Below are 14077 nucleotides of genomic sequence, written 5' to 3'. Positions count from 1 at the left end.
GTTTTAAATCAAATGTTGTAGTTTCAGCCATTGAAAAAGCTCGTTATATACAGTTTTTCTAGTTTCTGGTGCAGATAAGACTAAATCATGTATTCCATTTTTAATTTCACATAATGTGATGGGCCCCTTTAAACGATGGCCATATTTTTTTATATCTTTAATATTGAGAATAATATCACTATTTTGCGCACTTTCATTCCAATGTTTGGGTGAGCTTGATTGGCTGGAATACATGATTAAGGTAGGAATATTTAGATAAGGTCCTTGATGAATCACTTGATGTGCTTGGTAAATGGCGTGAATAAAACCAAGAGGTACAGTGGGAACCTCTTTTTTCTTCCATTCTAAATTAAAGTTCCATTCACCGTAATATATTTTATGAAGGCTAGGCACATACCAAGAATTCACGCGATTGGGAAAGTTGATTGTAGGAAATTTTTCACCTAATTGGCTTAATAAGCGCAGCGCATATTTTTTTTCTAAAGGTGATAAATTAAAATCGAAAAATGGACTATTGAGCCACAATGCCTTAAGTAGAGGATGATTTAAATGTTGATTGACAAATAAAGTGCTAATTAGTCCACCTGTTGAATGGCCCGCTAAGACAACGGTATCATGTCCTTCATTTTCAATTATTTGTAGTGCTTGTATAATTTCTGCATCATATTCAGATAAATTCCTAACATTATAAAATTTTTGATGCTTTAAATGAGATCGACCATATTTACGTAAATCGAGAGCATAGAAATCAAAACCAAATTGGTTGAATTGTTCAGCCATTTCTGTTTGAAAAAAATAATCAATAAAACCATGAATATAAAGTACGGCTTTTTTTGTTTTTTGCGGGGCTTGTTTCCGAATGAGTGTTGCAATCACTTTACCTTCATAATCATTTGGAAACCGTAATTCTGTAAATTGATATGTTAATCCTAAAATATCGGGCTGATACGTTGTGTAAATTGTCATTAGAATTCCTATCGTTAAACATCCTTGTATAGTGTAGTTGTAGCAAAAAAGAGGGGAGAATTAACAATGGAAAAGTGTAAATATCGTATATTGATTAAAGGATTGAGTGTAATGATATGAAATCATTGATTTAATATGATTAAAAAAATGATGAAATTCAGTGAATACTCAAAATAGCCTAAGCATGCATTAATTTTAAACCAAATTCTTTATTTCGAAAATAATAGTGCATTCGCCATTAAACTTAACTTTTTCGATAAAAAGCTGTAGGCTATAGCGGTTCTTTAATGGTATAGGTCGTATGAAACAGGAAACTGCACTTAAGTTACTCAAAGCAGGCGAAAATGTATTTTTAACAGGCTCTGCGGGTGCGGGAAAAACATACACATTAAATCAATATATTAATTATTTGAAAGCACGAAAAGTACCTGTGGCAATAACAGCTTCGACGGGTATTGCCGCAACGCATATGAATGGTATGACGATTCATACTTGGGCGGGCATTGGTATTAAAGATGCGCTTTCAGAAGATGATTTGAAGCGTATGAAGGAACGAAAATATCTAAAAGAACATTTAGAAAATGCACAAGTATTGATTATTGATGAAATTTCAATGCTTCATGCTAAACAGTTGAATTTGGTGAATAAGGTTTTAAAGTATTTTAAAGAAAGCGATGACGCTTTTGGCGGTATCCAGGTTATTGTTGCTGGTGATTTTTTTCAGTTACCTCCTGTTGGAAAAAATGATGAGCGTAATCGGGATAAATTTTGTTTTATGTCTGAAGCGTGGGTTGAGGCAAAATTTAGAGTATGTTATTTGACAGAGCAGCATCGTCAAGAAAATGATTATTTAAATGATATATTAAACGCAATTCGTCGCCAATCGATAGATCATGAGCATATCAAAGCATTAAAGCAAACGCGCCATCAAGATATTGGTGAAACATTTACACGTTTATATACACATAATATGGATGTTGATACGATTAACTTAAAGCATCTCAATGAAATTGACCAAGACATACGTCAATTTGATGCTCAATGTGATGGTAATGATAAGCTTATTGAAACGTTAAAATCTTCAGTAAGAGCACCAGAAACACTGGTTTTAAAGAAAAATGCTAAAGTGATGTTTGTCCGTAATAATTTTGATATGGGCTATATTAACGGTAGTTTGGGTGAAGTAATTGGTTTTGAAGAAGATGATGAATATGGTTGTTTACCTAAAGTTAAGTTAACGGATGGTACAACATTGGTGGTAGAGCCTGAAATTTGGTCTGTGGATAACGAAGCAGGTAAAACCATTGCAAGCTTTCAGCAAATTCCATTGAGATTGGCTTGGGCAATCACGATTCATAAGTCGCAAGGAATGACTTTAGAAGCAGCAGAAATTAATTTGAGTCATACCTTTGAAAAAGGACAAGGTTATGTTGCTCTATCTCGATTAAAAAGTTTAAACGGTTTACGGTTATTGGGTTTTAATGAGCAAGCTTTAGAACTCGATCACTTAGCCATTAAAGCCGACTGTCGTTTTCAAGAATTATCAAATGAAGCAGAAAGTAAATTTGAGACGATCGATTTAACAGTACAACACAAAGCATTTATTCGTCATTGTGGTGGCACGTTAAATGAAGCAGAAATTGAACGAAATGAAAAAAAGATGACGAAAAGTGGTAATAAAGCTAATTTTGCGACAGCAACTTTGGATGAAACACGCGCATTATTTGAGTCAGGCTATGAAATTCAAGATATTGCACATGAGCGTGGTTTAACACCTGCTACTATTATCAATCATTTAGGTCGATTGCATAAAGAACAAGCATTAGATATTTCAGTTGCAAGTCCTGGTGAGGACGTTGTAGAACAAATTCGTAAAATTTATAAACGCTTAAGTAAGCGCCAAGAGGCACAACATTTTAATGATGATGGTTCAATAAAATTGCGGCCCATTGTTGAATTAACCAGCCCAAAGATGGGCTATGACCAAGTACGTTTAGCACTCCTTTTTATTGAGTAGTGCTTAGGGAATCATATAGGAAAGTAAGATGCCACAAATGTTTGTTGACTATTCTGACAATATTAAAGCGTTAGATCGTAAAGCTTTATTACGTGGACTCAACCATGCTTTGTTTGATACAGGCTTGGTTGGTCATGAATATGATATTAAGTCTCGCATTAAAGCAGTTGAAGATTATTTAATTGGTCTGAGTGAAGATAATAATCAAGGATTTATTTTTGTTCGTTTACAAGGGCTAAGTGGACGTACAGAAGAGCAAAAAAATCTGATGACGTCTAAATTATTTGATTTTTTGAAATCCTTTGATGCTTATGTTGCAACAGGTTTGCAAATTCAATTGTGTGTAGAATTTGCAGAGATGTCGCGTGAAGTTTATAAAAAAGAATTTGTTCAAAAGTAATTTTTTTCTACCTGTTTATGTAAATTATGAACTAAAGTTTTTAAGGTGAGGGATGAGCTCTTCAAGCCATTCAATCCAATTTAGTTCATTTTTTATGCCAAGTTGTAAAATCATTTTATGAATATAAAGTGTACGATCATTTGAGCAAGATTCTGAAAAATCTTTTGCAAAAATAGTTTGATACGTCGCTAATTTTTCTTGATGTATGCATAAATGATTTTCCAACTCTGGTAAAATTGTATTACCTCCCAATTGTGCTTCAGCACGTAATCGAACCATCAATTCTTCTCGCAATTGTGCGGGTTCGCTATTTTTTAACATCCAATTTGCCAGTTCTGTGCGACCTAATTGTTCAACCTGATATGTTTTTTTTCTACTTTGTTGATTCGGTTCTATGAGAGTTGAAATCCATCCTTTTTGCTGCATTAAACTCAGTTCACGATAAATTTGTTGATGGGTTGCCCCCCAAAAAAAGCCCATTGAGCGATCGAAACGACGAGCCAATTCAATACCATTGCTTGGTTTTTCAATTAGGCTTGTTAATAAAACATGAGTTAAGGACATAAATAAAGATAAATAAAAAGTTGAGATTATTATGCAAGATGTTGCATAAAAAGCAAATCTAGAATATAAGTTATGCAACAAGTTGCATAAATATATCAATGCCAGCATTCAGCAAGCAAGAGAGGGATTATGTCTAATTATTCAAATTTACTCGCGCCGTTAGATTTAGGATTTACTACATTAAAAAATCGTGTATTGATGGGGTCTATGCATATTGGGTTAGAAGAAGCGCCAAACGGATTTGAGCGCATGGCTGCATTTTATGCAGAAAGAGCAAAAGGTGGGGTTGCATTAATTGTCACAGGTGGTATTTCTCCAAATGACCATGGCTTAACGCTTGCTGGTGGCGCAAAGTTAGAAACAAGAGCTGAGGCGGAACAGCATAAGATTGTCACACAGGCTGTACATGATGCGGGTGGTAAAATAGCATTACAAATTTTGCATACAGGTCGATACTCATATCAGGCAAAAAATGTTGCACCTTCTGCAATACAAGCACCGATAAATCCAGTTAAACCACATGCATTAAGTGCTGCTGAAGTTCATCAAACAATTGCAGATTTTGTAAATACGGCCAAACTTGCACAGTATGCAGGATATGATGGCATAGAAATTATGGGGTCAGAAGGCTACTTAATTAATGAGTTTATTGCAGAACGTACCAATCATCGGGATGATGAATGGGGTGGAAGTTATGAAAATAGAATTCGATTTCCACTAGAAATTATTAGAAGAACTCGCGAAGAAGTGGGGGAAAATTTTATTATTATTTATCGACTTTCCATGCTGGATTTAGTTGAAGGTGCTTCGACATTAGAAGAAGTCATTCAATTGGCTAAAGCAGTTGAAAAAGCTGGTGCAACGATTATTAATACTGGAATTGGTTGGCATGAGGCAAGAATACCAACCATTGCGACTAAAGTGCCACGTGCTGCATTTACATGGGTGACTCAAAAACTCAAAGGTGAGGTCAAAGTTCCATTAATTACGTCGAATCGAATCAATACCCCTGAAATGGCAGAATACGTATTGGCTTCAGGTCAAGCGGATATGATTTCAATGGCACGTCCAATGTTAGCTGACCCTGAATTTGTATTAAAAGCAGAACAAGGACGAAGTGATGAAATTAATACGTGTATTGCGTGTAACCAAGCCTGTTTAGATCATATTTTTGCTCATAAAATTGCAACATGTTTAGTCAATCCTCGTGCAAGTTATGAAACAGAATTGATTTTTAAAGAAGCTGTGCAATCTAAAAATATTGCAGTTGTTGGTGCAGGACCGGCAGGGTTAAGTTTTGCGATTCATGCCGCCGAACGAGGGCATCAGATTACTGTTTATGAAACTTCAAATGAAATTGGTGGGCAATTTAATATTGCAAAAACAGTTCCAGGGAAAGAAGAGTTCTATGAAACATTACGTTATTTTAAACGTAAAGTTGAATTATTACCGAATATTAAATTAATGTTAAATCAACCAGCAACGTATGATGATTTAATTCAAGCTTCCTTTGATGAGGTCGTGATTGCAACAGGTGTTACGCCACGAAATTTAGCAATAGACGGGATCAACCATCCTAAAGTTCTTTCATATCTTGATGTTTTAAAATTAAAAAAATCTGTTGGTCAACGTGTAGCCATTATTGGTGCAGGTGGAATTGGTTTTGATACAGCTGAGTTTTTATCTCAAGTTGGTGAAAGTGCAAGTTTAAATCCAGAAAAATTTTATGATGAATGGGGAATTGATCAGGCATATACAAATGCAGGCGGACTAAAAGCAGTTAAATTGGAGTCATCTGCACGTGAAATTTATTTATTACAACGTAAATCAACTTCAGTTGGTGTGGGATTGGGTAAAACGACGGGATGGATACATCGGGCTGGCTTAAAACATCGTAAAGTGAAAATGTTAGCGGGCGTAGAGTATGAAAAAATTGATGATCAAGGATTACATATTGTGCTTAATGGTCAAGAACAATGCTTAGATGTTGACCATATTGTTATTTGCGCAGGTCAAGAACCATTTACAGCTATGTATGAACAGCTGAATGAAAATGGTGTAAATGTTCATTTAATTGGTGGAGCAAAAGAAGCTGGTGAGTTAGATGCAAAACGTGCAATTCGCCAAGGTGCAGAACTTGCCGCAATCATTTAAGACATCATTATGGAAGTGTTAAGCACTTCCTTTTTTAATATCTGGGGAAAATATAATGCACAAAAATCAACAATCACTAAATAAATGGCATCTTATGTTGGCGCAAAGAGATATGAGTCTCTTGCAAGAGTTACTGGCGGATGATGTTGTTTTTCGCTCGCCTGTTGCAATTACGCCTTATGTGGGTAAATCGGTTGTAACTTTTATTTTAACGAATGTTATTCAGGTCTTTGAGAATTTTCGTTATCACCGTGAATTCTATACAGAAGATAGACAACATATTGTTTTAGAATTTTCAGCGAATATTCACGAAAAAGAATTAAAAGGAATCGATATGATTCAATTTAATGAAGATGGAAAAATACAAGAAATAGAAGTCATGATTAGGCCTAAAAATGGTTTAGAAGCACTTGCGCTACAGATGGGGGAGCGGATTAAACAATATTCGGGCAGTTAATGGTCGATTTGGTCAACATGGTATTTCGCTTAGCTCTAAAATTATTTTAACTGAATATAGGATCATGCTTATGAAAAAAATTGTGGCTAAGGTTCATCAGTTTACAGATCAATGGTTAGACCGTGCTATTGGTGCTGAAGAACCCAAATTATATTTTAAACAGCATGGCTTCTTTGATGAGTTATTTAATTCTTTACCTCAATTAAAGCGAAAGTATAAGCCTACACCGTGGTTAGCAAATTCTCACTTGCATATTTTTTATTTTGATGTTGTGAAGAAAAAAAATCATCAAATTGAATATGATGTCATTGAACAGTTAACCATGAGTGATGGTGGCGTGACTGCTATCGCTTGGGTTGGCTTGGATTTACCTGAGAATACGCCAACAATCGTGATTTTACATACATTGACAGGTTCTCCTGAAAGTATGGTTGAAATGGTACATGATCTTCATCAATATACAGGTTGGCGCATAGCTTTATGTGTTCGCCGTGGTCATGCCAATTTACCGATGACTGTGCCTAAGATTAATCTCTTTGGCTCACCAGATGATTTAAAAGAACAACTTGCACATATTCAACAAAGGTTTCCTGAATCAGACTTATATGCCGTTGGGTCTTCGGCTGGAACAGGGCTTTTGGTTAGATATTTAGGAGATGTTGGAAAAAACACACCGATTAAAGCAGCTTTTGCTTTGTGCCCTGGATATAATACCGAAACAGGCTTTAAGAATGTTCATCCTTTTTATAGTAAGATTATGGTCAAGAAATTATGTCAAAGATTTATTGAACCTTACTCAAAAGCATGGCGAGAAGAAGAAACAATAAAGGTGGTAACACGTGCGAAGAATTTAGCCGAGTTTGAGAAAGTTTATTATCGAATGGCGGGTTTTCATGATTATGAAAGCTATAGTAAAGCAACGAATCCAATTTATGTGTTAGATAATATTCATGTTCCACTATTAATTTTGAATGCAGAAGATGATCCCGTGTGTCATATTAAAAATTTTGAGCCTTATAAAGATGCATTACAGCAAAAGAGTAATATTGCTGTAATTACAACAAAAAAAGGAAGTCATTGCGGCTTTTACGAAGGAACATTTAATACTAAATCTTGGGCGAATCAATTAATTGCAGATTTTTTTAAAATACAGCGTAATTGAAAAGTCGTATAAAATTTTTAATCGTTAAAAAGCCTGTAAGATACAGGCTTTTTAACATAGAACAATTGAAATATTAGGTTTTTTAGCAATGATTTTCATGTGCTTTGAGTGGTGTAAGTTTCATTTGTATCAAAACTAACAAGAGTGCAATGAAACTTAAACCTGCACCTGTAAATGAGACAACACGATAGCTAAACCCTAAGTTTAAAACCATTGCACCAGCAAAAGCACCTAATGCATTTCCGAGGTTAAATGCACCAATATTAACAGATGATGCAAGACCAGGAGCGTCATAAGCCACAGACATCACTCGCATTTGTAGCGGTGGTACAACAGCAAAGGCCAGTGCACCCCAGATTACTAATGCGATTGAAGCACCTAAAAGAGTTTGAGCAAGTAATGGGAAAAGTAACATGATAATCATCAAGAGTGTTAAAAAACCAATCAGGGTTTTTTCTAATGAAATATCTGCAAATTTTCCGCCTAAATGATTTCCAATTGAAAACCCGATGCCAATCAGAACTAACATAAAAGTAATGACTTGTGGTGAGGTGTTCGCGAAGTCTTTTAGACTAGGTGCAATATACGTATATAAAGCAAACATTGCACCCGCACTCATTACGGTGGTTAACAAAGCGAGCACAACAGGCGCTCGGGTTAATACTTTTAGTTCTTTGCGAACATTTGGTTTGGTTGCACGGTCATTTTGAGGTAAGGCTTTCCATAAAAAGAACATTGTAATAATGCCTAAAATAGAAATCGTTGCAAAAGACATGCGCCATCCAATATTTTGACCCACCCATGTTGCAAGAGGTACACCACCAATATTTGCAATAGTTAGTCCCATGAACATCATGGCAACAGCACTGGCTTGTTTGTCTTTAGGAACAACACTGGCTGCAACGATGGAACCTAAACCAAAAAACGCACCATGATTTAAACTGGTAATTAAACGAGCACCCATTAGGCTCATATAATCAGGCGCAAATGTTGCACAGATATTGCCAATGGTAAAAATTGCCATTAATAAGATTAAGGCTGTACGTTTGGGAAAACGTGATAACCATAATGTCATGAGTGGTGCACCAATCATCACACCAATGGCATAGGCACTAATTAATAGTCCTGCTTGTGGAATAGATACAGAAAGATCATGAGCAATTTCTGGAAGAAAACCCATGGGCGAAAACTCTGTTGTGCCAATGGCAAAAGCACCAATTGCTAATGCAAGTAATGGGAAGTTAAATTTCATGAATTAATCCCACTCTGGTGCAAGTTCATCTGGATTAACCTCTCTGCCATTGCGATCAAGTGAGGCGATTGCTTGCATTTCCAGTTCTGTTAATTGAATATCTTGGGCTTGTAAGTTTGCAATAAGATGTTCACGTTGTGTAGACGATGGAATGACAGCATAGCCTTTTTGTAATGCCCATGCTAAAGCAATTTGAGCAGGGGTCACTTGGTGTTCTAAGGCAATATTATGGAGAACGGGATCTTTGAGCACTTTGCCATAGGCAAGCGTCATATAAGAGGTAACATCAATATTTTGCTGTTGGAGAAAACGAGCTAATTTTTGATTTTGTAAATAAGGACTAAGTTCAATTTGATTTGTCGCAATATTAACTTGACCAACACTCTCAATGGCCTGTTGGGTGAGTTCAATATTAAAGTTTGAAATTCCAATATATTCAGTTAAGCCGAGCTGCTTCGCCTCAAGTAATGTTTGCATTAACTCAGGAATTTGCACACCTAGTTTTGGTGCAGGCCAGTGTATGAGTGTTAAATTCACATGATCAGTGCGTAGTTTTTGTAAACTTTCTTTCAAACTTCCTATCAGTTTTTCAGCATCATAATGTACCGTCCAAATTTTAGTGGTTAAAAATAGTTCTGATCGAGCAACACCACTTTGAGCAATCGCTTGACCAATTTCAGCTTCATTTCCATAAATTTGTGCAGTGTCTATTGTGCGGTAGCCGACTTCAAGTGCAGTTTGAACAGATTGAATCACTGTTTCACCTGTTAAGCGAAAAGTTCCTAGACCAAATTGTGGAATAATCATAAGATTTTCATGTTTCAGTAAATGTATGGGCGCTATTTTGCAGAAAGTTCTCTTGATTAAATAGTCGTTAGTTTGCAAAATATTATTGACTAAAAATCAATAAATAAATCTATGAAATCTACGATTGAAGAATTAAGTGCCTTTGTTACTATTGTTGATAGCGGTTCAATTATGGCAGCTGCACAGCAATTAGATCAAACGACTTCGGGCATTAGTCGTGCTTTACAACGGCTTGAAAATAAGTTGAATGTGACATTGTTGGAACGCACGACACGAAAGCTGAAATTGACCTATGAAGGACAACAGTTTTTAGAAAAAGCACGAAAAATTTTATCAGACTTGTCAGAGGCAGAAGAATCTTTACAAAGATCGAATGCAGAAATGAGTGGACTTATTCGTATTGATTCTGCAACGCCTTTTATTTTACATGTCATTGTGCCCTTGGTTGCAGAATTTACGAAAAAATATCCGAATATTCAGATTGAGTTAACGAATCACGAACAGATTATTGATTTATTGGAACATAAAACAGATGTTGCAATTCGTTTTGGTGAATTAAGAGATTCGAGTTTGCATGCTAAATTATTATGTACCAGTCGATTATATATTGTGGCAACTGCAAACTATTTAGCTCAAGCAGGTATTCCGAAACATCCTGTTGATTTAATGACACATACTTTGCTTGGGTTTAGCCAACCTACCCATTTAAATAATTGGCCAATTCAAATTAATAATAAACCATTCACCATAGAGGCAAAAATTAAATCTTCGAATGGTGAAACGGTACGCCAACTTGCATTGCAAGGAGCAGGTATTGCCTGTTTATCACGGTTTATGGTTGGAGATGATTTGAAAGAAGGACGGTTTGTTGCATTATTGGAAGAGCATATTGAAATACAACAACAAAAAATACATGCTGTCTATTATCAGCAGAATCAAATTCCTAAAAGAATTAGAGTGCTTATTGATTATTTAGCAGAAAAATTACAAGACGATTTATAAAACAGTGTTCTTTTTATTGAAAAAAACCCAATTGATGATTGGGTCTTTTATCAGAAACCTAAATCAAAACATATTGATTTAATTTTTCAATGCTGGAGTTGCAGCTGCAATGGCTGCCGCAACGGCATCATCTTCGGATTGAGCATTGTTATTGCTTGCTTTTGCAGGTTGTTGTTGGATTTGAGCAGGTTTGTTTTCAACAGGCTTATTTTCAACAGGCATAGGTTTTGAAGGTGGTGGTGTAACAGATTCAACATTATTATATTGAGTTGCAGGTTGAGTCACCGCTGGAGTTTCAGTATGGCGAATTTCAGGTGTAACTACTTGAACTTCAGTTGTCTCTATAACTACTTGTGTTGGTGTTGTTTCTTCAGATGGGGTTGCTTCTAATGAATGAAATTCAGTAGGTTCAGAAACCGCTTGAGTTTGTTCAGGTTCGTGTTCAGTCGGTGATTCTTTTTTTACGCATGCTGTTAATAATAAACCCGTCGCAATAGCACCTAAGATCAAAAGTTTTTTATTCATAATTGCACAAAACAGTGTCATTAAAGGATAAAGTTATTATAACAGCAAAATAGATGAATAAAATGCTGTAAAAGCGTGAACTAAGAAAGAATGTTCGTTTAAAAAACAATCAAATGTGAAATGTTGTGAGAATTGATGCGGAATGACTTTGCTTTATGGGTGCAAGGTAAAGTAAAATCACACAACATTGTAAGCCGTATTAGGCTCGATTGTACGAGAAACCCAATGACCCATTTTATTTTCGTTACTGGTGGTGTTGTATCATCACTAGGTAAAGGTATTTCAGCTGCTTCAGTTGCTGCACTTTTAGAAGCCCGTGGTTTAAAAGTAACCATGGTCAAAATGGATCCATATATTAATGTCGATCCAGGGACAATGAGTCCATTCCAACATGGTGAAGTTTTTGTCACAGAGGATGGTGCCGAAACTGACTTAGATTTGGGTTATTATGAACGTTTCTTGCGCCGTGCGAAGATGACGAAGTTAAATAACTTTACTTCTGGTCGCGTCTATCAAGATGTCCTTAATAAAGAACGCCGTGGTGATTATCTCGGTGGAACTGTTCAAGTTATTCCACACATTACAGATAACATTAAAGAGCGGGTACTTCGTGCTGGTGAAGGTTACGATGTCGCAATTGTTGAAATTGGCGGTACGGTTGGTGATATTGAATCACTTCCTTTTATGGAATCTGTACGTCAGTTAATGGTCGAGTTAGGTCATAAACGTACGATGCTGATGCATTTGACATTATTACCTTATATTAATTCTGCAAAAGAATTAAAAACTAAGCCAACACAACATTCTGTTAAAGAATTATTATCGATTGGTATTCAACCTGATATTTTAATTTGCCGCACAGAATATGATGTCGATGCAGATACAACACGTAAAATTGCATTATTTACCAATGTAGAAGCACGTGCAGTCGTTGTATGTAAAGATGCTAAATCAATTTATCAAATTCCACGTACATTCTATGAACAAAATGTTGATGATTTAATTTGTGAACGTTTTGGTTATCATGATTTACCAGAAGCAGATTTAACCGATTGGGATAATGTTGTTGAAGCATTATTAAATCCTGAATACACAGTGCGTGTTGCAATGGTCGGTAAATATGTAGAGCTTCCTGATGCCTATAAATCTGTCAATGAAGCACTTTTACATGCGGGTATTCAAAACCGTGTAAAAGTTCAAATTGATTATGTCAATGCTGAAGAGCTTGAATCACAAGACGTTGCAGATGTATTGAAAGATATAGATGCGGTATTAGTCCCAGGCGGTTTTGGTGAGCGTGGTACTGAAGGAAAAATGCAAGCAATTCGTTTTGCGCGTGAAAATGGTGTGCCATTTTTAGGCATCTGTTTAGGCATGCAATTGGCTGTAATTGAATATGCGCGTCATGTTGCAGGCATTGCAGATGCGACATCTACGGAATTTAATCGTTCGACAAAATCACCATTAATTGGTTTAATTACTGAGTGGTTAGATGAGCGTGGTGAAGTTCAACAACGTAATGCAGATTCTAATCTTGGCGGAACAATGCGCCTAGGTGCTCAAAAATCTGAGTTAGTTGCTGGCACTAAAACTGCAATAGTATATGGTTCAGATGAAATTATTGAACGCCATCGCCATCGCTATGAGATGAATAATCGCTATATTCCTGTACTTGAAGAAAAAGGCATGAAGATTTCAGGCTATTCACCTGTGCAACATTTAGTAGAAACTGTTGAAATTCCTGCACATCCGTGGTTTATTGCAGTACAATTCCATCCAGAATTTACCAGTTCACCACGTGATGGCCATCCATTATTTGCAAGTTTTATTGATGCTGCAAAAAAACAGTATCAGAAAAAGCAATAATGGATAATTAGGACAAAACTAGGAAGTTTAAATGTCACAATTAAAACCACAGGAAATTGTACGTTTAGGCGATATACAAATGGCAAATCATTTGCCATTTGTACTATTCGGCGGCATGAATGTACTAGAATCTAAAGATCTTGCATTTGAAATTGCAGAAACATATATCGATATTTGTACACGTTTAAATATTCCTTATGTATTTAAAGCGAGTTTTGATAAAGCAAATCGTTCAAGTTTAAACTCATTTCGTGGTCCAGGCTTAGAAAAAGGACTTGAATGGCTGGCTGACATTAAAAAACATTTTAATGTGCCGATTATTACAGATGTGCATGAGCCTTACCAAGCTGGACCAGTTGCCGAAGTCGCAGATATCATTCAACTGCCTGCTTTTTTAAGCCGTCAAACCGATTTAGTTGAAGCAATGGCAAAAACAGATGCCATTATTAATATTAAAAAAGCACAATTTTTAGCACCTCATGAAATGCGCCACATTTTGCATAAGTGTTTAGATGCTGGAAATGACAAACTCATTCTTTGTGAACGTGGTTCAGCCTTCGGCTATAACAACTTGGTTGTTGATATGCTTGGGTTTGACATCATGAAGGAAATGAATGTTCCAGTCTTTTTTGATGTGACACATGCATTGCAAACCCCTGGAGGTCGTACAGATTCAGCGGGTGGTCGTCGTGCGCAAATCACAACCCTTGCGCGAGCAGGTATGGCAACAGGCTTGGCGGGTTTATTTTTAGAAGCACATCCTGATCCTGAAAAAGCTAAATGTGATGGCCCTTGTGCATTACGTTTATCACAATTGGAGCCATTTTTGGCTCAATTGAAAGAATTAGATACCTTAGTGAAAGGTTTCAAAAAATTAGAGACTCATTAATGCCATTAAACGCATT

Annotated in this window: 13 protein-coding genes; 8 read left to right on the top strand and 5 right to left on the bottom strand. The window is 36.1% G+C overall.

The features are described from left to right. Positions 1–3: 3 nt before the first annotated feature. Positions 4–966, bottom strand: a complete 963-nt coding sequence (locus tag B9T31_RS06045; protein WP_086181055.1) for an alpha/beta hydrolase — start codon at positions 964–966, stop codon at positions 4–6. A gap of 301 nt (positions 967–1267) precedes the next feature. Between B9T31_RS06045 and B9T31_RS06040 the strand changes: the two genes are divergently transcribed. After that, entirely contained in the window at positions 1268–2983 is a 1716-nt protein-coding gene (locus B9T31_RS06040; RefSeq protein ID WP_086181054.1) for an AAA family ATPase, read from the top strand. Positions 2984–3011: 28 nt separating this feature from the next. Beyond that, the gene (locus B9T31_RS06035) at positions 3012–3383 is read left to right on the top strand and encodes a 5-carboxymethyl-2-hydroxymuconate Delta-isomerase (RefSeq protein WP_086181053.1); all 372 of its coding nucleotides are present in this window, start codon (positions 3012–3014) and stop codon (positions 3381–3383) included. A 24-nt stretch (positions 3384–3407) separates the two neighbouring features. Here the strand turns inward: B9T31_RS06035 and B9T31_RS06030 are convergent, their stop codons facing one another. Next, positions 3408–3947 (bottom strand): PadR family transcriptional regulator, encoded by a 540-nt coding sequence (locus tag B9T31_RS06030; protein WP_086181052.1) that lies wholly within the window; start codon positions 3945–3947, stop codon positions 3408–3410. A 129-nt stretch (positions 3948–4076) separates the two neighbouring features. Here B9T31_RS06030 and B9T31_RS06025 point away from each other — a divergent pair, with 129 nt between their 5' ends. The 3 genes from B9T31_RS06025 to B9T31_RS06015 all read left to right on the top strand — a co-directional run bounded on the left by B9T31_RS06025 (position 4077) and on the right by B9T31_RS06015 (position 7720). After that, positions 4077–6101, top strand: a complete 2025-nt coding sequence (locus tag B9T31_RS06025) for an FAD-dependent oxidoreductase (RefSeq protein WP_086181051.1) — start codon at positions 4077–4079, stop codon at positions 6099–6101. Between the two features lie 55 nt (positions 6102–6156). After that, entirely contained in the window at positions 6157–6558 is a 402-nt protein-coding gene (locus B9T31_RS06020) for a nuclear transport factor 2 family protein (protein ID WP_086181050.1), read from the top strand. Between the two features lie 70 nt (positions 6559–6628). Then, positions 6629–7720: a YheT family hydrolase gene (locus B9T31_RS06015; RefSeq protein ID WP_086181049.1), complete on the top strand. Its 1092-nt coding sequence runs from the start codon at positions 6629–6631 to the stop codon at positions 7718–7720. An 82-nt stretch (positions 7721–7802) separates the two neighbouring features. Here the strand turns inward: B9T31_RS06015 and B9T31_RS06010 are convergent, their stop codons facing one another. Both B9T31_RS06010 and dkgB read right to left on the bottom strand, forming a co-directional pair. After that, on the bottom strand, positions 7803–8972 hold the full coding sequence (locus tag B9T31_RS06010) for an MFS transporter (RefSeq protein ID WP_086181048.1): 1170 nt from the start codon (positions 8970–8972) through the stop codon (positions 7803–7805). 3 nt (positions 8973–8975) lie between these two features. After that, complete coding sequence (gene dkgB, locus B9T31_RS06005) at positions 8976–9779, bottom strand: 2,5-didehydrogluconate reductase DkgB (RefSeq protein WP_086181047.1); 804 nt, start codon at positions 9777–9779, stop codon at positions 8976–8978. Positions 9780–9890: 111 nt separating this feature from the next. Here dkgB and B9T31_RS06000 point away from each other — a divergent pair, with 111 nt between their 5' ends. Further along, positions 9891–10781, top strand: coding sequence for a LysR family transcriptional regulator (locus B9T31_RS06000; protein WP_086181046.1), 891 nt, complete (start codon positions 9891–9893; stop codon positions 10779–10781). Positions 10782–10859: 78 nt separating this feature from the next. On the opposite strand, the gene B9T31_RS05995 is transcribed toward B9T31_RS06000, so the two are convergent. Continuing rightward, positions 10860–11306: a hypothetical protein gene (locus B9T31_RS05995; protein WP_086181045.1), complete on the bottom strand. Its 447-nt coding sequence runs from the start codon at positions 11304–11306 to the stop codon at positions 10860–10862. A gap of 225 nt (positions 11307–11531) precedes the next feature. Between B9T31_RS05995 and B9T31_RS05990 the strand changes: the two genes are divergently transcribed. Both B9T31_RS05990 and kdsA read left to right on the top strand, forming a co-directional pair. Further along, positions 11532–13172 carry a CTP synthase gene (locus tag B9T31_RS05990; protein WP_086181044.1) on the top strand — a complete coding sequence of 547 codons (1641 nt, stop codon included), beginning with the start codon at positions 11532–11534 and terminating at the stop codon, positions 13170–13172. 31 nt (positions 13173–13203) lie between these two features. After that, the gene (kdsA, locus tag B9T31_RS05985) at positions 13204–14061 is read left to right on the top strand and encodes a 3-deoxy-8-phosphooctulonate synthase (protein ID WP_086181043.1); all 858 of its coding nucleotides are present in this window, start codon (positions 13204–13206) and stop codon (positions 14059–14061) included. Positions 14062–14077: the final 16 nt, after the last annotated feature.

The organism is Acinetobacter sp. ANC 4558, from assembly GCF_002135375.1.
Classification (GTDB): domain Bacteria; phylum Pseudomonadota; class Gammaproteobacteria; order Pseudomonadales; family Moraxellaceae; genus Acinetobacter.
The sequence above is the reverse complement of the archived record's forward strand: the minus strand, read 5'-3'. Positions and strand labels throughout refer to the sequence as shown.

Bases quoted from the DNA above. Each gene is read 5' to 3' on its own strand.
- B9T31_RS05990 (WP_086181044.1), top strand. From the start codon at position 11,532: ATGACCCATTTTATTTTCGTTACTGGTGGTGTTGTATCATCACTAGGT.
- B9T31_RS05995 (WP_086181045.1), bottom strand. From the start codon at position 11,306: ATGAATAAAAAACTTTTGATCTTAGGTGCTATTGCGACGGGTTTATTA.
- B9T31_RS06045 (WP_086181055.1), bottom strand. From the start codon at position 966: ATGACAATTTACACAACGTATCAGCCCGATATTTTAGGATTAACATAT.
- B9T31_RS06015 (WP_086181049.1), top strand. From the start codon at position 6,629: ATGAAAAAAATTGTGGCTAAGGTTCATCAGTTTACAGATCAATGGTTA.
- B9T31_RS06025 (WP_086181051.1), top strand. From the start codon at position 4,077: ATGTCTAATTATTCAAATTTACTCGCGCCGTTAGATTTAGGATTTACT.
- B9T31_RS06010 (WP_086181048.1), bottom strand. From the start codon at position 8,972: ATGAAATTTAACTTCCCATTACTTGCATTAGCAATTGGTGCTTTTGCC.
- B9T31_RS06000 (WP_086181046.1), top strand. From the start codon at position 9,891: ATGAAATCTACGATTGAAGAATTAAGTGCCTTTGTTACTATTGTTGAT.
- B9T31_RS06020 (WP_086181050.1), top strand. From the start codon at position 6,157: ATGCACAAAAATCAACAATCACTAAATAAATGGCATCTTATGTTGGCG.
- kdsA (WP_086181043.1), top strand. From the start codon at position 13,204: ATGTCACAATTAAAACCACAGGAAATTGTACGTTTAGGCGATATACAA.
- B9T31_RS06040 (WP_086181054.1), top strand. From the start codon at position 1,268: ATGAAACAGGAAACTGCACTTAAGTTACTCAAAGCAGGCGAAAATGTA.
- dkgB (WP_086181047.1), bottom strand. From the start codon at position 9,779: ATGATTATTCCACAATTTGGTCTAGGAACTTTTCGCTTAACAGGTGAA.
- B9T31_RS06035 (WP_086181053.1), top strand. From the start codon at position 3,012: ATGCCACAAATGTTTGTTGACTATTCTGACAATATTAAAGCGTTAGAT.
- B9T31_RS06030 (WP_086181052.1), bottom strand. From the start codon at position 3,947: ATGTCCTTAACTCATGTTTTATTAACAAGCCTAATTGAAAAACCAAGC.